Raw genomic sequence first — 19595 nt, 5'->3', positions numbered from 1 at the left:
TCTAAAGAGTTAGACATTGTTCCGTTATTATCCGGCTCTTTGACTTGAAAAGGTAACTGCTATAATAACCTAGGGGGTTTTGAAGTTGACAGCGCGGCATATCACTTGCTAACTGTTGATGATTACCTTAAGGTTTATAACAAGTCCTTATTAGATAACTATAGGAATTCAGAATTAATGTTTATTATTCATTTTGGTATTAATTTTATATATTATAGCTGGTAGATTAGTTAATAGACTAGAGAGTTCCTTCTATACTTTCTGGCTTTTTATATTTCACAAAACAGAAAAATCATCACTCTAGTTAGCCATTCAAGGCAGGGTTCAAGTAGGTACAGCTAGCTATGCTTGTGTGAATACTGCAGGTATGATTGACATTAATATATTCTTTGATGGTGGGGAAATGTAAATGATCAATATTCTAAGTAAAATACTATTTGTTTTGTCAGGTTTCGCATTATTGTTTTTTGGGATGATCTTAAAAAATGGGTCAATGGCTTTTGGATTGTTCGTATTATTGTTCGTTGCGGCAATCATCGTTCGTGTATTTCATAAACGGACTGAAGAACATTAGAAGCGGGCGTGTGGTAGGAGAGGAACCTTTCCTACTGATATAAAATAAGTGAACAAGCGAGAAAATCACATAAATCATTCGCAGTGTGGATTTATAAATGTTGAAACGCGACCGTCAGTTTAATGGAGTTTGAAATCGCATTTAGCCAAGTCATGTTTTCAAATTCTTCAATGTAGCATCTCATCTGATGCTACATTGATACGCGATCTTTCTTAAGTTTGAGAAACGAAATATAAAATGAAGGCATCAATCAATATCTGTCTTAGGACTTTTTATTTTTCAGAAAAAAACGTTGAAAAACCGGAAAGGATTTAATAATATGAAGTCAAGTTAGTTTGTTTAGTCGACAAACTAATATGTCCCAAGATAAGGTTCTTGCTAAATAAGGATGGAAGGGGGGGATGAGGCTCGTTGTAACGGGAAGGAAACCAGTACTGTTGTCTTTTTCTAAGTATATAAGGTGCGCTTCTGCTTGCTGATAACCGCTTATATGGAGAAAATGCGCCGAGAAAGTAAGCGGTATTATTTTTTGCTGTTTTGAAAGCGCTTTTACGACCGTTCATTCGCCATACTGTTTCGTATTCATCCAAAAAGGGAGGGGAAATCATGCCCGGTGAAAAAACTGTGAAGAAGATCAGAATGGCTGAAAAAGTTGGATATGCATCTGGAGATTTTGCATGTAATTTAATTTATGCAACGGTGTCCACTTATCTTTTGTTTTTCTATACAGATGTGTTTGGTTTATCGGCAGCAACAGCTGGAACTATGTTCTTAGTGGTTAGAATCATCGACGCTCTCGCTGATCCTTTCATTGGCACAATAGTCGACAGAACGAATAGCAGATTTGGACGCTTTAGGCCGTATCTTTTATTCGGAGCTTTTCCATTTGTCGTACTGGCAATACTCTGTTTTACAACCCCTGATTTTTCGGATATGGGAAAATTAATATATGCCTATATCACCTATGTTGGCTTGTCGCTTACATACACAACGATAAACGTTCCATACGGCGCGTTAACTTCTGCCATGACTAGAAATAATCAAGAAGTGGTTAGTATAACATCAGTTCGTATGTTGTTTGCGAATCTTGGGGGACTTGTCGTTGCATTTTTTGTTCCCTTACTTGCTGCTTATTTAAGTGATACTTCCGGCAACGAATCTCTTGGCTGGCAGCTAACCATGGCAATTATGGGATTCATAGGCGGATGCCTTTTAATCTTTTGTTTTAAAAGCACAAAAGAGCGCGTCACTCTTCAAAAATCTGAAGAGAAAATTAAATTTTCGGATATATTTGAGCAGTTCCGTATTAATCGTCCGCTTGTTGTATTAAGTATTTTCTTTATTATTATTTTTGGAGTGAATTCAATCAGTAATTCGGTTGGCATCTATTATGTAACGTATAACTTAGACAGGCCGGATTTAGTGAAATGGTATGGGCTGTTAGGAAGTTTGCCTGCTTTGGTCATTCTACCTTTTATTCCGAAGCTTCATCAATTATTGGGGAAGAAAAAATTACTAAACTATGCATTATTACTGAATATAATCGGTCTCTTAGCTTTACTGTTTGTTCCCCCAAGTAATGTATTCCTTATCCTCTCTTTTCGGTTAATTGCTGCTGCTGGAAGTCTGACTGCCGGAGGATATATGTGGGCGCTCATTCCTGAAACAATAGAATATGGAGAATATAAGACCGGAAAAAGAATGGGAGGGCTTATATATGCTATTATCGGATTTTTCTTTAAATTCGGCATGGCCTTAGGAGGGGTCGTACCAGGACTGGTCCTAGATAAGTTTGGATATGTGGCAAATCAGGTGCAAACGCCGGAGGCATTAACGGGAATTTTAATTACAACAACTATTATTCCTGTGTTCTTACTGATTCTAGCGATGGTGGATATTCATTTCTATAATTTAGATGAGAAACAATATAAAAACATGGTAAGAGAATTAGAGAATAGAGATAAAGTTTATTTGGATAATATCGATGAATTCAAGGCTTAAAAATTGATACGTGACATAAGCTGAGGAGGAGTTTTAAATGAAGATTAAAAATCCGGTATTAAAAGGGTTCAACCCTGATCCAAGCATTTGCAGGGTAGGAGAGGATTATTATATCGCTGTATCTACATTTGAGTGGTTTCCAGGCGTTCAAATCCACCATTCAAAAGATTTAGTGAACTGGCAATTAGTTGCACATCCATTACAGAGAGTTTCACAATTAGATATGAAAGGAAACCCTAATTCAGGCGGGGTTTGGGCGCCATGTTTAAGTTACAGCGACGGAAAGTTTTGGCTGATCTATACGGATGTTAAGGTAGTAGATGGCGCCTGGAAAGATTGCCACAATTATTTAGTGACTTGTGACACGATTGATGGTGATTGGGGGGAGCCGATCACATTAAATAGCTCGGGATTTGATGCTTCGTTGTTCCATGATACGGATGGGAAAAAATATTTATTAAATATGTTGTGGGATCAGCGTATTGATCGGCACTCATTCGGAGGCATTGTCATACAGGAATATTCTGATGAGGAGCAAAAACTAATCGGTAAACCGAAAGTGATCTTTAAAGGAACGGATAGAAAGCTGACAGAAGCTCCTCACCTTTATCATATCGGGAACTATTATTATTTATTAACCGCAGAAGGAGGAACACGGTTCGAGCATGCTGCGACAATTGCCCGTTCTGCAACTATTGAAGGGCCTTATGAAGTTCATCCTGATAACCCGCTCTTAACGTCATGGCATGATCCAGGAAATCCACTGCAAAAATGCGGACATGCATCCATTGTGCAAACACATACTGATGAGTGGTATTTAGCTCATTTAACGGGACGTCCTATTCATCCAGACGATGATTCAATTTTTCAGCAGAGAGGATACTGTCCTTTGGGCAGAGAAACAGCGATTCAAAAACTTTATTGGAAAGATGAATGGCCTTACGTAGCAGGCGGAAAAGAAGGAAGCTTAGAGGTGGAAGCACCTGCTATACCTGAAAAAATATTTCCTGCAACCTATCCGGAAGTTGATGAATTCAATGATTCAACCTTAAATATTCATTTTCAAACATTAAGGATTCCGTTTACAAAAGAATTAGGTTCATTGACTCAAGTTCCAAATCATTTACGACTATACGGTCATGAATCATTAACCTCAACATTTACTCAGGCATTTGTAGCTAGACGTTGGCAAAGTTTCCATTTTGAAGCGGAAACAGCTGTTAAGTTTTATCCGGAGAATTTTCAGCAAGCCGCTGGATTGGTGAACTACTACAATACTGAGAACTGGACGGCTCTTCAAGTCACACATGATGAAGAACTTGGACGCATTCTTGAATTAACAATATGTGATAACTTTTCTTTTTCACAGCCATTAAAAAATAAAATTGTAATTCCTAGTGAAGTAAAGTATGTATATATAAGAGTAAAGATTGAAAAAGAAACATATTTTTATCGCTATTCTTTTAATAAAGAAGATTGGCACGATATTGATATAGCATTAGAATCAAAAAAATTATCAGATGATTACATCCGAGGAGGCGGTTTCTTTACAGGAGCCTTTGTAGGGATGCAATGCCAAGATACCAGTGGTCATCATATTCCGGCCGACTTTAAATATTTTCGCTATACAGAAAAATAATGAGCACGAGAAATAGGAGCAGCTTTGAATAAAATGTCAAACACTCATCTTTGAAGATGAGTGTTGATCATAACAATTTAATCATACAGCGATATCCAGAAAATGTCCGATAACAATGGATGACATCCCTAATGCAGGTGCTTTTTTCCCTAAGGAAGATGGCAATAATTCATAGCTATTGCCTAATTGGGAATAAACCCTTGATGAAACTTCACTTCTAACTGAATGTAAAACCATTGGATGCGATTCAATTATGGTGTTTCTTAAAATAACAGCTTGTGGATTAAACGTATTTAGAATATTGGTAAGACCTATTCCTAAGTAGAATCCAAAGTTCTGTAAAGCATGTAAGGTGCCAATATCATTCAGGTGGGCGAGATCTATGATATCTTGATTGGACACTGTTTTATCTTTCGTTTGAAGAGAATTTATTAAAGCTTTCTCTGAAGCATACAATTCCCAGCAGCCGCGGTTTCCGCAACTGCATGCAGGGCCGTTAAAGTCTATTGTCATATGTCCCATTTCTCCAGAGAATCCGCTTACGCCTCTATATAAGTGGTGATTGATGATAACGCCGATGCCTATTCCAGTGCCGATGCTTGCATAAATAATGTTATCGTACTTTTGGGCAGCACCATATACTTTTTCTCCATATGCGCCAGCATTTGCTTCGTTTTCAATATAAACAGGCACATTAAACTTCTGGTGTATGAAAGATTTTAAGTCAATATCTCTCCAGTTGGAGTTAGGAGCGAAAACAACCTTTTGATGTTTATCAATAAGTCCGGGCACACATATGCCAATACCAATAAGCCCATACGGAGATGGAGGCATATGCGTAATAAAATGATGAATCATATCAATTAACATGTCTTTGGTTGTTTCTGGAGAATTGCTTTCTAAATGGTGGTGTTGGTCAAGAATAATCGTGCCTTCAAGATCTGTTAAAATGCCATTCATATAATCCACACCGACATCTATTCCTACAGAATACCCAGCCTTTTTATTAAAAACAAGCATGACGGGTCTTCTCCCGCCATTGGATTGTCCCTGGCCAATTTCAAATACAAGATTTTCTTTCATTAACGTGTTGACCTGTGAGGACACAGTTGATTTATTTAATCCAGTCATTTCTGATAATTTTGCCCTTGAAATAGGTGAATTCTTCAGAATTTCTTTTAATAATAACTTTTGATTTACTTTTTTGACAAAGGTTTGATCAGCGATAGTCACTTCATCCACTCCATTTGTATAGTCTTTCATGTTAGTTTGAGTTTTTAGTATGAGACACCGTTCATAGCTCATCTTGCCATTATTATATCTAATATGTTCATAAAAAACTAAAAAATATTGAAAATACTGAAGAGGTTATATAAGATGAAAATAAGTTAGTTTGTTTAGACGACAAACTAACTTGTAACCGTTTGCAATCCAGCGAAAATTGTGTTGGATTTGAGTCATCATGTTTTCAATTTATTTTTTAAGGGGGAAATCACATGGTTCAATCTCATTCTGGTTCAGTTAGTTTTGGAAGCGCAAACAAAGTGGTTTACGAAGGGAAAGGCTCCACTAATCCTTTAGCATTTAAATATTATAATGCTAAAGAGGTAATCGGCGAAAAAACGATGAAAGAGCATTTGCGATTTTCGATTGCCTATTGGCATACATTCACCGCTGACGGCACAGACATGTTTGGGGCTGCTACGATGCAAAGACCGTGGGATCACTATAAAGGCATGGATCTAGCGAAGGCAAGGGTAGAAGCAGCGTTTGAGATGTTTGAAAAAGTAGATGCGCCATTCTTTGCTTTCCATGACCGAGATATTGCACCAGAAGGAAGTACGTTAAAAGAGACAAATCAAAATTTAGATATTATTGTGAGCATGATGAAAGAGTACATGAGAACAAGCAGCATTAAGCTATTATGGAATACTGCAAATATGTTCACGAACCCCCGTTTTGTTCATGGTGCCGCGACTTCTTGCAATGCAGATGTGTTTGCGTATGCTGCAGCACAAGTGAAAAAAGGGTTAGAAACAGCAAAAGAGCTTGGTGCCGAGAATTACGTATTTTGGGGCGGCCGTGAAGGATACGATACATTGTTAAATACCGATTTGAAATTGGAGCTTGATAATTTGGCGAGATTCATGCATATGGCAGTGGACTATGCGAAAGAAATCGGATATACAGGGCAGTTTTTGATTGAACCAAAACCAAAAGAGCCGACGACTCATCAATATGATACAGATGCAGCAACAACGATTGCCTTTTTAAAGCAATACGGCTTAGACCATCATTTTAAGTTAAATCTTGAAGCGAATCATGCTACCTTAGCCGGACATACATTCGAGCATGAATTACGCATGGCAAGAGTACATGGCCTGCTGGGCTCTGTTGACGCGAATCAGGGTGATCCTCTTTTAGGCTGGGACACGGATGAATTTCCGACAGATTTATATTCTGCGACATTAGCAATGTATGAAATTTTGCAAAATGGCGGCCTTGGAAGCGGCGGATTAAACTTTGATGCGAAGGTCAGAAGATCTTCTTTTGAACCTGTTGACTTAATATATGCCCACGTTGCAGGAATGGATGCATTTGCAAGAGGATTGAAAGTCGCCCATAAATTGATTGAAGATCGTGTGTTTGAAGATGTGATTCAACATCGTTATCGCAGCTATACGGAAGGAATTGGTCTTGAAATTACAGAAGGGCGAGCTAATTTCAAAACGCTTGAGCAATATGCGCTTAATAATCAATCAATTAAAAACGAATCTGGAAGGCAGGAACGGTTAAAAGCGATATTGAATCAATATATTTTAGAAGGATAACAAATGAAAAGGAAACGCCAGATCCTGCCGCAAAAAGTTATAGCGGAGTAGCCAAGTGACCGCCGAATACCCGTCATGATTTCTTTCCTTTTTCTTATTGTTATGGCGGGTCATTTGCATAATTGGGGATTTATTTAGAAAGGAGGAGCGAAAACGTGAAGTATGTCATTGGAATCGATCTTGGGACAAGTGCTGTTAAAACCATTTTAGTGAATCAAAACGGAAAGGTCTGTGCAGAAACGTCCGAACGTTATCCGCTTATCCAAGAGAATGCGGGATATAGTGAGCAAAATCCTGAAGATTGGGTGCAGCAAACCATACGTGCATTGGCTGAATTGGTTTCTATCTCAAACATTGAAGCTAAGGATATTGACGGGATAAGCTTTTCAGGGCAAATGCATGGGTTAGTACTGCTTGATCAGGATCTGCAGGTATTGCGTCATGCAATTCTTTGGAATGATACGAGAACGACGCCTCAATGCATCAGGATAACCGAAACATTTGGCGATCATCTGTTTGACATCACGAAAAATCGTGTGCTGGAAGGGTTTACATTACCGAAAATATTATGGGTGAAGGAACATGAACCTGAACTTTTAAAAAAATCCGCAGTTTTTTTGCTTCCGAAAGACTATGTGAGATTCCGTATGACTGGTGCTCTTCACACCGAATACTCTGATGCAGCAGGCACTTTACTTTTACATATGACCCGCAAGGAGTGGAGCGCTGAGATTTGCGAGCGATTTGGTATTTCTACAAGTATTTGTCCTCCGCTTGTTGAATCTCATGATTGTGTAGGCTCACTGCTTCCAAACGTTGCGAAGAAGACCGGGCTATTGGAAAAAACAAAAGTGTTCGCTGGTGGAGCAGATAATGCTTGCGGTGCGATCGGAGCCGGTATTCTTTCAGCTGGAAAAACATTATGCAGTATTGGAACATCAGGAGTCATACTTTCCTATGAAGAAGATAAAGAAAGAGACTTTAAAGGGAAAGTGCACTTTTTTAATCATGGAAAAAAGGACTCTTTTTATGCGATGGGTGTCACGCTTGCTGCAGGATATAGCTTGGACTGGTTTAAAAGAACGTTCGCACCAAACGAATCGTTTGAGCAATTATTACAGGGAGTGGAGGCTATTCCCATAGGAGCATATGGACTGCTTTACACTCCTTATTTGGTTGGTGAAAGAACGCCGCATGCTGACTCTTCTATTCGGGGAAGCCTGATCGGAATAGATGCGGCTCACACAAGAGAGCATTTTTTACGGGCGGTAATGGAAGGCGTCACATTCTCTTTACATGAATCCATTGAGTTATTACGAGAAGCGGGAAAGTCAGTTCATACTGTTGTTTCTATTGGCGGAGGAGCGAAAAATGAAACGTGGCTTCAGATGCAGGCTGATATTTTCAATACGAAGGTGATCAAGTTAGAAAATGAACAAGGTCCAGCCTTGGGGGCTGCTATGCTGGCTGCCTTTGGAAGCGGTTGGTTTGAATCTCTTGAAGAATGTGCAGAGCAGTTTATTCGTGAGGCTGCTGTATTTTATCCAAAGGAACAAAATGTTCAAAAGTATAAAACACTATTCGATTTGTACAAGAACATTTACACTCAGACAAAGGATCTCAATACAGATTTGAAGCGTTTTCGAAAAAACTAAAGATAAATAGCGAAAGAAAATGAACTGCTAATCATATCAATGGCCTTGCAGGAACAATCATATAACAACAATGTAATCTGCTGCCTTCTGTCATTTTGAAAGGTGGTGAGAATAAACATTCCGGTAAGTCCTTAAGACAAAGACACAATCTAATCAAAGAGGAGGAATGCCAAATGAAACAAAATAGAATGAAATGTTTGTTAGCTGTTTTATTTAGTTTCGCGCTGTTATTACCTGCATGGTCCGCACAGGCGGCAACTACAATCACCTCCAATCAAACCGGCTCCCAAGATGGCTATGACTATGAATTGTGGAAGGATTATGGAAACACAAGTATGACGCTCAATAGCGGCGGCGCATTTAGTGCCCAGTGGAATAACATTGGAAATGCGTTATTCCGAAAAGGAAAGAAATTCGATTCAACCAAAACTCACTCGCAGCTAGGAAACATATCATTTCATTACAACGCATCCTTCAATCCTGGCGGAAATTCTTATCTGTGTGTGTATGGATGGACGAAGGACCCGCTCGTTGAATACTACATTGTCGATAACTGGGGCACCTATAGACCGACCGGAACACCTAAGGGGACAATTACTGTTGATGGGGGCACATATGACATTTATGAGACCGAGCGAATCAATCAACCTTCCATTATAGGTATCACAACCTTTAAACAATACTGGAGTGTCCGGCAGAATAAGCGAACGAGCGGAACTGTATCTGTCAGCGAACACTTCAAGAAGTGGGAAAGTTTAGGAATGCCAATGGGTAAGATGTATGAGACAGCGCTTACTGTAGAGGGATATCAAAGTAATGGAAGCGCTGATGTAACGTCTAACATCCTGACTATTAGCGGGACAAGCAGATAATCTGTTTCCGTGTTGATTTAAATCCTGATTTGGTATCAGTCAAAACACTTGTAACCCGAAATGTTGTGTGCACAGAAAACACCCCTCACATTAAGGTGCAGGGGTATTTGGCTATAACGATATGGACATGATTTGTGAGCGGAATTGTTTATGGAACTAATACTCAAAAATTAAAAAAGGGAATCGTCTCAATGCGGTCGATTCCTTGTTACATAAATCAGGAAGACGTTTAAGCAGGGAGATATAAAAAGAGGAATTCGTTTTCAAAATTTGAAGAGCTTGTTGACGTAATTGCGAACTTGTCCTCTTGATAGCATCTCATAACTGTGTCTTGATCTACTGTAAAAAAACAAAAATGCCATTGAAACGTTCCCCTTCAATGCGTTAAAGTATGATTATGAAGACGTTCAATTTATAACCGATGCACACAGTACAAGAGCGGGTCTTGCTGAATGATCATTCAAAAATATTAAAGGAGCAATACAAATGACAATGCAAATTAAAATCAAATATCTAGATGAAACACAAACAAGGATCAGCAAAATTGAGCAAGGAGATTGGATTGATCTTCGAGCAGCTAAAGATGTAACAATTAAAAAAGATGAATTCAAACTTGTCCCATTAGGTGTAGCAATGGAGCTTCCTGAAGGTTACGAAGCGCATGTCGTTCCGCGTTCAAGTACATATAAGAACTTTGGTGTGATTCAAACAAATTCAATGGGTGTTATCGATGAGTCATATAAGGGTGACAACGATTTCTGGTTCTTTCCTGCTTATGCATTACGTGATACAGAAATTAAAAAGGGAGATCGTATTTGTCAGTTTAGGATTATGAAGAAAATGCCAGTAGTAGAATTGGTTGAAGTTGAGCATTTGGACAATGAAAACAGGGGCGGGCTCGGTTCAACAGGAACGAAATAAACTATTATAAAACCTTGGCTGTTTGATGTATGATCTGAACAATGGAGATTACAGCCAAGGTATATATAATCAAATGAAACAATATCAAAATTATTCAATGTTTATTGATGAAGAGTTATTCTTAATATGATAACTCAATTTTTTATGAAATCTCCTTAAGATGTAAAAGAACCAATACCCTATTAAAGTACCTAGGGTATTAAGCATTAAATCATCTACATCAAAGCTTCTGTAAACTGAACCTAAATACACTGAAAACGAAAGCTGTGTTAATTCAATAAACAAAGATATGAAAAAACCTATTAGCAAAATTCTTTTTGCATTATTTAATTTCTTAAATAAAAGAGGAAACAACAAGCCAACAGGCAGTAATAATATTAAATTTCCTCCAATAGATCTAATTACATAAAATTGTAAACCTTCATGATAAACGTCTGCAAAAAAGTGAAATGGGATAAAATTATTTCCTGAAACAAATGGGATATAAGTGTCGTACTTCATATCCCTAATTAAATCAGCATCAATTGGCATAGGGAATAATGTAACACTTATCAAGTTGAAAAAGTAAACAAATAAACAAAAGATAACGAGATGTTTATGGATGGGGAGCCGGCTTTTTTTGTAAAGGACTCGTCTAATGAGTCTATAAAATATAAAGCAAAAATAAAGAGCTATTAAGTACGGCAAGAGAGAAGTTGAGTCTAGCATAAATACACCACAATTTCCTTTTTAATTCATTTTAACATAAATAGGGAAAAGAAGTTGACTCAGGTTTCAATAAAAGAATACTTTTAAAAAATTAATGAATAAGGAGGAAAGAGAGAGCATTACCAACAAATAAAGAGCTTTATAAGCCCTATTTTAATGAACAAAAGGCTTAATCAGTTTCAATTAATACAACGACAAAATCTTCAAAGTGCTCGAATTTTCTTATAAGGTTGCTGCAAATTTAATGTATCATAGTAAGCAAGATTGGAGATAAGAATGTTAAAATAAGCACAGAAAGATTTCAGATTAAAGATTGGATAAAGGAAGGTTTTATGACTCAATTCGATAAACAATACAACTCAATTATAAAGGACATTATGACGAATGGAATCTCAGACGAAGAATTTCATGTAAGAACGAAGTGGGACTCAGATGGAACACCGGCTCACACACTAAGTGTCATCAGTAAGCAAATGAGATTCGACAACTCGGAAGTTCCGATTTTAACGACAAAAAAGGTTGCTTGGAAAACAGCCATTAAAGAATTGCTTTGGATTTGGCAGCTAAAATCGAACGATGTTAATGAATTAAACAAGATGGGCGTACATATTTGGGATCAGTGGAAACAAGAAGATGGCACCATTGGACATGCATATGGATTTCAGCTGGGGAAGAAAAACAGAAATCTTAATGGAGAAAAAATGGATCAGGTTGATTATCTTCTACATCAATTGAAGAACAATCCATCTTCACGGAGACACATTACGATGCTGTGGAATCCAGATGAATTAGACTCAATGGCCTTAACGCCATGTGTGTACGAAACTCAATGGTATGTTAAGCAAGGAAAGATCCACCTCGAGGTAAGAGCGCGAAGCAATGACATGGCCTTGGGGAATCCATTCAATGTATTCCAGTATAATGTGTTGCAGCGCATGGTAGCTCAGGTTACTGGTTATGAGCTTGGTGAATATATTTTTAACATTGGGGATTGCCATGTATACACACGTCATATAGACAACTTGAAAATTCAAATGAAAAGAGAACAGTTCGAAGCACCTGAATTATGGATCAATCCTGAAGTCAAAGATTTTTATGACTTTACCATAGATGATTTCAAGTTAATCAGCTATAAACACGGGGACAAGCTTTCATTTGAGGTAGCTGTTTAATGCTGCCTCTTTTTTATTAAACGGTGATATGATCGAAAGATGGTGTTATATCAGATTGAAGAAGGTAAAGAATTGCGGTGGGCTGCTGAGAGAATGACACGAACAATTCCTCTTAAGAGATGAAAACTACGCCGCAGGCCATTTAGGATGAGGGTGAAGAAGACCCTCTTCACTCTGCGGCGATTGATTTATTCAGTCGTTTTTCAAATGAAAATAATGACAATAAAAAATGATATCAAGAACAAGGCCAACAATTAAACAAGAATAGGATGATATTTAAGTAACGTTTCTTTTTTTTGTTGTTATTTTTACACAAATCAGTTACACCTCTGGATAAAATTTTCATAGAAAATCATACCATGAAAAATTGTGGTAGTACAAGGTTGAAGTGATCAGGTGTTGAGAAGGCGAGAGAAGCTGTTAGGGGTTGGGAGAGAAGGGTCACTTCTTTTAGTCGGTTGTAGCATAAATAAAGAATCGACTTAAGGGCGAGACTTTTGTGGGGGCAGGTTAAAGAATGTGGAGAAAAGCTAAATCAAGATGACTGGCGCGGGGAATATGTTCTTAATAAAAAGATCAGCTTAAATAGCTAATCTTTTTTATTAAGAAGAAAATATCCTAATTTTGAAACTAGATACAAAGTAAAAGCGATCATAATTGTTCGAGATATCACAACTCCATGAATGGCTAAATCATAACCAGCAGGTATCAATGCGTTTGTATTAAACATAAAATACATTGATACTAGAAGAGCAATAACTACTAATATTATTCCGATAAGACTTGTTTTTGCGTATTTCATACAAACTCCACCCTACATGACATGATAGCTTGTTATAAAAAGAATATTCCGACAATTATACTTATAAAAAGAAGCCAAGGATATGAGCAACCAAGCTTTCATATATTTATATTGAAGTAAAAGAATAAGTAATTAAAATCATACTAAAGCTATTGTGAAATTTCAACCGCGGGTGCGATACAAATACTTAGGCTCATTGCCGATGACCATGAATATGTTTTTAATCCCTCTTTAACACTCACCGAAAGAAAACAAACCTGCTAACATTGGAAATTATGTTGAAAAGCTAATCACATTAATATAAACTAAATAAACTATGTACTAAATTTTCAATGCAAAGCAAAATTTAGTTAGTAAGGCAATTTTCATATTACATCAACAGACCTTAAAAAAACCCGGCATCTGCCGGGGGAAAACTGTAAACGAGGAGCTGGAAATAGAGTTTAGTGATGTTTCTTTTCCTTTTTATACTCTACAACATAATCATAGTCTTTTTTGTCGTGGTCATAATATTTTTTATCATAGTCGTCATGTTTTTTGTCATAATCATCATGTTTTTTATCATAGTCTTTTTTCTCGTATTCGTAATACTTCTTATAATACGTTTTTTTGACCGTATAAAACTCTTCTTTATATTTTTTGTAATAACCCATATTTACTCCTCCTTTTATTGTTAATACGCTTTATTATATGGCGAATAGATTATACGGCTTGGACAGTTAATATCGTTAAAGGAAAAAAGGGCTGTCCAAATCATAGAAAAAAGAAAGATGATACAAAAATAAGTCAAAACAAAGAGCCGATTATTCATCAGCTCAAATCAACTATCTTATATCTGTTTGTCTGCTGTATGTCTGATTACGCAGGTAAATCAAAAACCACAAGCATAAAAAAGGCGGTCAGCAGAGGTGTATATGCAAAAGAGAGAGCACCCTATCCTTTAATAGCCTTTGGCAGGCGTTGATTGACAATGACTGTCCAGCCTCCATCCATCTTTTCATGAATGACTGAGCTTTTCTCATTTGCTTTACCGATAATGTTATTTGGCTCCTTCCAGCCGCCGTGAATAAGGGTAAACCTTGTCTTTTCTCCCAAATCTTCTAATTGAAAGGTAACGACCCATCCATCTGTATCCCATGCAAAAGAAAGTTCATCGGGCGCTTGAACAGTCAAAACTTTACATGCAGACGGTCCAAACGGTGATTGTAAGTGGAATTCTTGTCTTTCCTTCAACTGAAAGTCATTGGGCATAAACCACTTGGCAATGCCTTCTGAAGTGGAGACTGTCTCCCAGACTTTTTGAATAGGTGCCTCAAGAGTAATGCTTTTCGTAATATCCGGTAATGAATTTTCATTGTTATGGTCCATTTTGTTTCCCTCTTGACATAAGATTATTTTTCATTTGAATCATATAATACATTATGTAATCATGTCCATAGCACGCCTTATTTATAATCTGTTGATGAATATTGGCTAAAGTGTGGCCTGTGAAAGAGGCTTGCAGAAAAAACATACAATGAGAGAGTATAAAGTGTCTATTTCGTTTTTGTTTCAGGAGGTTATATTTTTAGTTTAAAATCTAAAAGAGGAGGTAGTTTTATGCTAGGAAAAATCAAAGCAGCCATTGATAACAGTCCAGGAAAGCCGGCTAAAATTGTCGTCAGTGAAAAAGCGTTTCAGCAATTGAAGGAAGAAATGCGCTTTGTTTATGTTTCCAAACCAAAAACGATAATGGGAATACCTGTGGAGATGTCAGATCAGACAGAAAGCTTTAAGCTGGAATTTTAGCAGGATATGCGTGCGTTATTTATGTTATCTTCCTGCGTTTTTGCGGATTTTAAGTGCCTTTCCCCATTGGAATGCCTCTTTAACCTAATGGGGATCGTGCTTTTCAACATTTTATTTTCAGGTTTGGACAGGTGCGATCTTGAATAGCCTTTTAGAATCTATCTCCTTGGATGATTGTAATCACCGGTCTGATTGGCGGTTTTGCTGTGAAGTTTCTGGACATTGACTTCTATAAAGTGAAAACAATTCCGCAAAGGAGAAAATAAGAAAAAGTTAAAAATCATGAAACTGAATAAAAATGCGCGAGCCAAAAAAGGCAAGTGCGTTTTTTTTCTGTTTTATATGGGAAATGGGAAAAAGGGGTGCATTTACTTTTTATAAATTCAAAAATGTGAAGAACAGCGCCCGGGCTAATGGTATATAATATTTTGGATGTAACAAAAATTTAACAAGGAGGACGAGAAATTCGTGCTAAAGCCTCAAAGAATTCGACAGCCCGTTGATTTGGACTTAGGGGCGGAGTAGATGAAACCGACCAAAGTATCCCTGCTCCGCCGTTTGCTCCATTCCTTGAAGCAAGTTGATTGTAACATAGTCAAACGTTTTCCATCAACTTGTAAAATTGTGAAATTATTGTTAATTTTCATGGTATTCGTTCCGATTTCTCCAATATATGCTAAAGATATATATCAGAATTTTGAGACATTAAAAAACAATGAAGATCCTGCGAATTACAGCATTGTTACGAAAGAAACAAGAAGCGCTGTTCTAGTTTTAGCGATTCATGGAGGAGGTATCGAAGGCGGGACAAGTGAAGTAGCGAAAGAATTAAGCAATCAGTACTCGATGTATTTATTTGAAGGATTAAAATCGTCAGGAAATTCAATTTTGCATATTACGAGCACACAATTTGATGAGCCTCGGGCTCTGAAAATGACGGAAAGTCATGAATATGTCATTTCATTGCACGGGTATGCAGAAGAAGATCAACAAATCGAAGTTGGCGGTACAGATCGCGTGAGAGCGGCAGATTTAATTGAGAAACTGCAAAACGCAGGTTTTCCTGCTGTGTTGCTTAATAAAGATCATCCGCGTGCAGGTGTCAGTCCGAATAACATTGCAAATCAATCAAAAACAGGTTTGAGCATCCAGTTAGAAATGAGCACAGGTTTTAGAAAATCTTTGTTCGGAGTGTTTTCTTTAAAGGATAGATCTATTACCCAAAATGAGAGGTTTTATAATTTTACAAAAGTGTTATCCCATTTTATCAAAAATAGCTATTGAAAAATAGGAGGTACTAAGCCTCCTATTTTTCCTGCTTCTCATTCGTAACCTCAGGAAACAGCTCGTCTGCAGCTTCTGTTTGATACTGTAGTGTATGATCTTTGGCTGATAGTTCACTTCGAAAGGTTTCATCCAGCACATTTTTTAGCAAATATCGATGAAAAAAGTATTCAAACACAGTTAGACAAGCAGCGGAAAGCAGAGCAGCTGCAAATGGCGGGAAGTCGTTTCTTGTTTGGGTTAAAACAAAGACCCAAAGAATAACAAATGAAAGCCCAAAGTCCGCCAATGAAGCTGAAATATTGTTTGTTCTTGGAAGAACGAGTATATCACCGGATAGATAGGAAACAAAACCTAAGAAAAGTGCAATAAACATTACACTCAAAAAGGGCGCGTGGTAGACTCTGTCCAAAATCAAATATAAAAGGGCGAGAGTGAAAGCAATCTTTGAAGCAAGTGCAATGATATGTTTCATTTGACCACCTAAATTGTGTTATTTGTGAAAAAAGCATTAACAGTAAACAAATGATAAAAAATACAAGTCATAGAATTCAAACCGATAAAAGTTCATCGCTGTTACATTCTATATTTTAAACAATCCGTTTTTGTTTACACTGGTATTTTTTGCTGGCTGCATGAAATTTTCTTAAAAAACGATTTGTTATTTTCAATTTCTCATTTGGATACATCCCGAGAAATGACATGAAGGCATCTTATCCCCATATTGTATTTACTATTGAAGATCATGTGCTTGCAGAATTATAAGTAAAATATCATGTGAATATTTTGCCTAGCAGAGAATGAGATGAACGCGATTGAAAATCGATTGATTTTACTGGTCCTGGACTCACAGATGTGAATCCTTCAAGGCAAGCTCCGGTATTAATAAAGAGGAAAAAGCGCTATTGAAACAGCATCTGTAGAACATATTTATAAATATTCTGTATGATAAAGAAGTTTTGCTGTATTTTTTGGGCTGTGGTTTATGATCTTGGGAGCCGCTATTTGTTCAGAAAAGATTACACTTTAGCGATTTACCTGACACTAAGTACGAAGTAATTTAGCAGGAGCAGGTTTAATTTTAGCGCTCAGGATTAGGTTTCTGTGTTTGCAGAAAAGTATTCAAAAACTGCACAATTGTGCGGATAAAAGGGCAGTTATGGTATACAGTATGTTTATTTTGTCTTGAGCTCACACTGATAAAGAGAAGAGAGCTGTTTTTTCAGGGGATTTGAACAAAAATTACTGTGTACTAAATCTTCATTGTAATATCATTTCCTCGCCCCTCTCATAAACATAAAACAACGTTATTCCACGATCTAAGAGTATGAAACATTTTTAAGGAAATCACGTCTAATGTTTTAAACAGACCGTATTCTAATGAAAGTTTCCTTAAGGAAAGAAATTTTCTTGACTTCAACAATTATTTGGAGGATAATTGTGGTGTAAACATGATGTTCTTTTTCCTCCTATTGAGGCTCGCCCCTAAAAGTTGGGGCGGGCCTGCTTTTTTTTGCATAAAAAACCCCCTCTCCGTAAAGGAAGAGGGGGTTTTTCACGTACCTAATAGATCAATAGATTAATGGACAGTTCTGAATACGCCAATTACTTTTCCTAAAATGCTGACATTCTGCAAGATGATAGGTTCCATCGTTGGGTTTTCAGGCTGTAAACGAATGTGAGTATCCTCTTTATAGAAACGTTTTACTGTAGCTTCATCATCTTCTGTCATCGCAACTACAATTTCCCCGTTGAATGCTGTATTTTGCTGTTTAACGATGACATAATCTTTATCGAGAATACCAGCATCAACCATACTGTCCCCCATAATCTCCAGCATAAACACATGCTCGTCCGGAGGGACCATACGGTCAGGAAGCGGAAAATATTCTTCGATATTTTCTACTGCTGTAATAGGAGATCCCGCCGTGACTTTCCCGATGACAGGCACATTAACGACCTGACTTTGGGGAATGTCCACTTCTTCATCAAGTATTTCTATTGCTCTTGGTTTTGTCGGATCTCGTCTGATCAGCCCTTTTGTTTCTAAACGGGCCAAATGGCCGTGGACAGTTGAACTGGACGCAAGCCCAACAGCCTCTCCGATCTCTCTCACGGAAGGCGGATATCCTTTTGATTTAACCTCTGCTTTAATAAAACGGAGGATATCAAGTTGCCTTTTTGATAGCTTCGTCATTTTTCGCACCTCAAAACGTCGATTTTAAGAAGATTATAGCATGATTTTCCTTACAGTACAAACATAGGTTCGAAAAAACAATTGACAGAAACGTTTGTTCGTATATACTGAAATTATAAAAACGAACAAACATTCCTATTGGGGGTTATCATAATGAATAAAGAATCTATTATTTTTGTCGGTCTGTTCACAGTGATTTTGAGCACGGTTATCCTTTTGCTGTCATATACGAGTGGCGGTCAGGAGCTTAATCAGTATGTTAAAATAGAAGTCCAGCAAGGCGATACACTTTGGTCAATTGCTGATCAGGTATCAGATTCAAAAAAGATAAATAAAAATGATTTTATTGAATGGGTAGCTGATAAAAATCATCTTCAGACATCTGATCTCCAGCCGGGAGATGAGTTGGTTATTCCATTGAAAAAGAAGCACCAAGATGCATATGAATTGGCAATTGTAAGATAGAAAGGAAAGATAGAAAAAATGAAAGCACTCATTTATGCCCGCGTGAGCACGAATAAAGAACAGCAGGAGACTTCATTAAAACGGCAGGTGGAGGAGCTTACAGCCATTGCAGCCGAAAACGGCATGGAAGTCGTCAAAGTGATTTCTGAAAAAGCCAGCGGATATGAAATGGATCGGGACGGTGTATTTGAGCTGCTTGATGAGATCAAGAATATTGAAATTGATGTCATTTTAATTCAGGATGAGACAAGGCTTGGGCGAGGCAATGCGAAAATTGCATTGCTTCATTGTATTTACAGAGAAGGTGTGAAAGTCTATACAACGGCTCATAGAGGGGAATTGGAGCTTTCGGAGGCTGACTCGATGGTACTGGAGATCGTAAGCATTGTGGAAGAATATCAGCGGAAAATTCACAATATGAAAATTAAGCGGGGAATGAAGCGTGCAGTTAAAAACGGTTTTAAACCGCAAAAAAACCTAAAAAACCAACATGAAAACAGTGGGAAAGAAAGAATAGAGGTCCCCATATCAGAGATCGTCCGCTTAAGGGCGAATAAACTGACGTTCGCAGAAATTGCGGCGACGCTAAGAGGGTTTGGCTATGATGTATCTAAAGCGACCGTCCACAGGCGTTTTCAGGAATACACAGAGAATGCCGAGACAGCCGAATGAATCAGTTGTAAAAC

18 protein-coding genes and 2 pseudogenes are annotated in these 19595 nt (G+C 37.6%); 13 read left to right on the top strand and 7 right to left on the bottom strand.

Annotated elements, in window-relative coordinates; translation table 11 throughout:
* Positions 1–60: 60 nt before the first annotated feature.
* The 3 genes and pseudogenes from AAGG74_RS05055 to xynB all read left to right on the top strand — a co-directional run.
* Positions 61–225 (top strand): annotated as a pseudogene (locus AAGG74_RS05055) (hypothetical protein); the annotation flags it as partial.
* Between the two features lie 955 nt (positions 226–1180).
* Entirely contained in the window at positions 1181–2575 is a 1395-nt protein-coding gene (locus AAGG74_RS05050) for an MFS transporter (RefSeq protein ID WP_429674712.1), read from the top strand.
* A 37-nt stretch (positions 2576–2612) separates the two neighbouring features.
* Positions 2613–4214 (top strand): xylan 1,4-beta-xylosidase, encoded by a 1602-nt coding sequence (xynB, locus tag AAGG74_RS05045; RefSeq protein ID WP_429674711.1) that lies wholly within the window; start codon positions 2613–2615, stop codon positions 4212–4214.
* An 81-nt stretch (positions 4215–4295) separates the two neighbouring features.
* Here the strand turns inward: xynB and xylR are convergent, their stop codons facing one another.
* On the bottom strand, positions 4296–5447 hold the full coding sequence (gene xylR / locus AAGG74_RS05040; RefSeq protein WP_429674710.1) for a transcriptional repressor XylR: 1152 nt from the start codon (positions 5445–5447) through the stop codon (positions 4296–4298).
* Between the two features lie 263 nt (positions 5448–5710).
* Between xylR and xylA the strand changes: the two genes are divergently transcribed.
* The 4 genes from xylA to dutA all read left to right on the top strand — a co-directional run bounded on the left by xylA (position 5711) and on the right by dutA (position 10493).
* Positions 5711–7045 (top strand): xylose isomerase, encoded by a 1335-nt coding sequence (gene xylA, locus AAGG74_RS05035; protein WP_429674709.1) that lies wholly within the window; start codon positions 5711–5713, stop codon positions 7043–7045.
* A 155-nt stretch (positions 7046–7200) separates the two neighbouring features.
* Positions 7201–8700 carry a xylulokinase gene (gene xylB / locus AAGG74_RS05030; protein ID WP_429674708.1) on the top strand — a complete coding sequence of 500 codons (1500 nt, stop codon included), beginning with the start codon at positions 7201–7203 and terminating at the stop codon, positions 8698–8700.
* Between the two features lie 173 nt (positions 8701–8873).
* Positions 8874–9572: a glycoside hydrolase family 11 protein gene (locus AAGG74_RS05025; protein ID WP_429674707.1), complete on the top strand. Its 699-nt coding sequence runs from the start codon at positions 8874–8876 to the stop codon at positions 9570–9572.
* A 486-nt stretch (positions 9573–10058) separates the two neighbouring features.
* The gene (gene dutA, locus AAGG74_RS05020; protein ID WP_162101750.1) at positions 10059–10493 is read left to right on the top strand and encodes a dUTP diphosphatase DutA; all 435 of its coding nucleotides are present in this window, start codon (positions 10059–10061) and stop codon (positions 10491–10493) included.
* 90 nt (positions 10494–10583) lie between these two features.
* Here the strand turns inward: dutA and AAGG74_RS05015 are convergent, their stop codons facing one another.
* The gene (locus tag AAGG74_RS05015; protein ID WP_162101751.1) at positions 10584–11201 is read right to left on the bottom strand and encodes a VanZ family protein; all 618 of its coding nucleotides are present in this window, start codon (positions 11199–11201) and stop codon (positions 10584–10586) included.
* A gap of 332 nt (positions 11202–11533) precedes the next feature.
* On the opposite strand from AAGG74_RS05015, the gene AAGG74_RS05010 reads away from it, so the two are divergent.
* Positions 11534–12373 (top strand): thymidylate synthase, encoded by an 840-nt coding sequence (locus AAGG74_RS05010; RefSeq protein WP_429674706.1) that lies wholly within the window; start codon positions 11534–11536, stop codon positions 12371–12373.
* Positions 12374–12962: 589 nt separating this feature from the next.
* Here AAGG74_RS05010 and AAGG74_RS05005 read toward each other — a convergent pair.
* The 3 genes from AAGG74_RS05005 to AAGG74_RS04995 form a co-directional block, all read right to left on the bottom strand.
* Positions 12963–13175 (bottom strand): hypothetical protein, encoded by a 213-nt coding sequence (locus AAGG74_RS05005; protein WP_429674705.1) that lies wholly within the window; start codon positions 13173–13175, stop codon positions 12963–12965.
* Positions 13176–13618: 443 nt separating this feature from the next.
* Positions 13619–13828 (bottom strand): spore coat protein CotC, encoded by a 210-nt coding sequence (cotC, locus tag AAGG74_RS05000; RefSeq protein WP_162101754.1) that lies wholly within the window; start codon positions 13826–13828, stop codon positions 13619–13621.
* A gap of 280 nt (positions 13829–14108) precedes the next feature.
* Positions 14109–14543, bottom strand: a complete 435-nt coding sequence (locus AAGG74_RS04995) for an SRPBCC family protein (RefSeq protein ID WP_429674704.1) — start codon at positions 14541–14543, stop codon at positions 14109–14111.
* Positions 14544–14774: 231 nt separating this feature from the next.
* On the opposite strand from AAGG74_RS04995, the gene AAGG74_RS04990 reads away from it, so the two are divergent.
* Together AAGG74_RS04990 and AAGG74_RS04985 are read left to right on the top strand one after the other, a co-directional pair.
* Positions 14775–14963 carry a hypothetical protein gene (locus tag AAGG74_RS04990; protein WP_162101756.1) on the top strand — a complete coding sequence of 63 codons (189 nt, stop codon included), beginning with the start codon at positions 14775–14777 and terminating at the stop codon, positions 14961–14963.
* A gap of 525 nt (positions 14964–15488) precedes the next feature.
* Entirely contained in the window at positions 15489–16247 is a 759-nt protein-coding gene (locus AAGG74_RS04985) for a poly-gamma-glutamate hydrolase family protein (protein ID WP_429674703.1), read from the top strand.
* 22 nt (positions 16248–16269) lie between these two features.
* Here AAGG74_RS04985 and AAGG74_RS04980 read toward each other — a convergent pair whose 3' ends face one another.
* On the bottom strand, positions 16270–16722 hold the full coding sequence (locus AAGG74_RS04980) for a YndM family protein (protein ID WP_429674702.1): 453 nt from the start codon (positions 16720–16722) through the stop codon (positions 16270–16272).
* 165 nt (positions 16723–16887) lie between these two features.
* Here AAGG74_RS04980 and AAGG74_RS04975 point away from each other — a divergent pair.
* Positions 16888–17048 (top strand): annotated as a pseudogene (locus AAGG74_RS04975) (metallothiol transferase FosB); the annotation flags it as partial.
* A gap of 778 nt (positions 17049–17826) precedes the next feature.
* Here the strand turns inward: AAGG74_RS04975 and lexA are convergent.
* The gene (gene lexA / locus AAGG74_RS04970; protein WP_162101759.1) at positions 17827–18444 is read right to left on the bottom strand and encodes a transcriptional repressor LexA; all 618 of its coding nucleotides are present in this window, start codon (positions 18442–18444) and stop codon (positions 17827–17829) included.
* A gap of 147 nt (positions 18445–18591) precedes the next feature.
* On the opposite strand from lexA, the gene yneA reads away from it, so the two are divergent.
* Positions 18592–18909, top strand: a complete 318-nt coding sequence (gene yneA, locus AAGG74_RS04965) for a cell division suppressor protein YneA (protein ID WP_429675240.1) — start codon at positions 18592–18594, stop codon at positions 18907–18909.
* 18 nt (positions 18910–18927) lie between these two features.
* On the top strand, positions 18928–19581 hold the full coding sequence (locus AAGG74_RS04960; RefSeq protein ID WP_162101760.1) for a YneB family resolvase-like protein: 654 nt from the start codon (positions 18928–18930) through the stop codon (positions 19579–19581).
* Positions 19582–19595: the final 14 nt, after the last annotated feature.

Source organism: Bacillus mexicanus (assembly GCF_050445615.1).
Lineage (GTDB): Bacteria > Bacillota > Bacilli > Bacillales > Bacillaceae > Bacillus > Bacillus mexicanus.
Note: the sequence above shows the minus strand (reverse complement) of the source record. Positions and strands in the feature narration are given on the sequence as shown.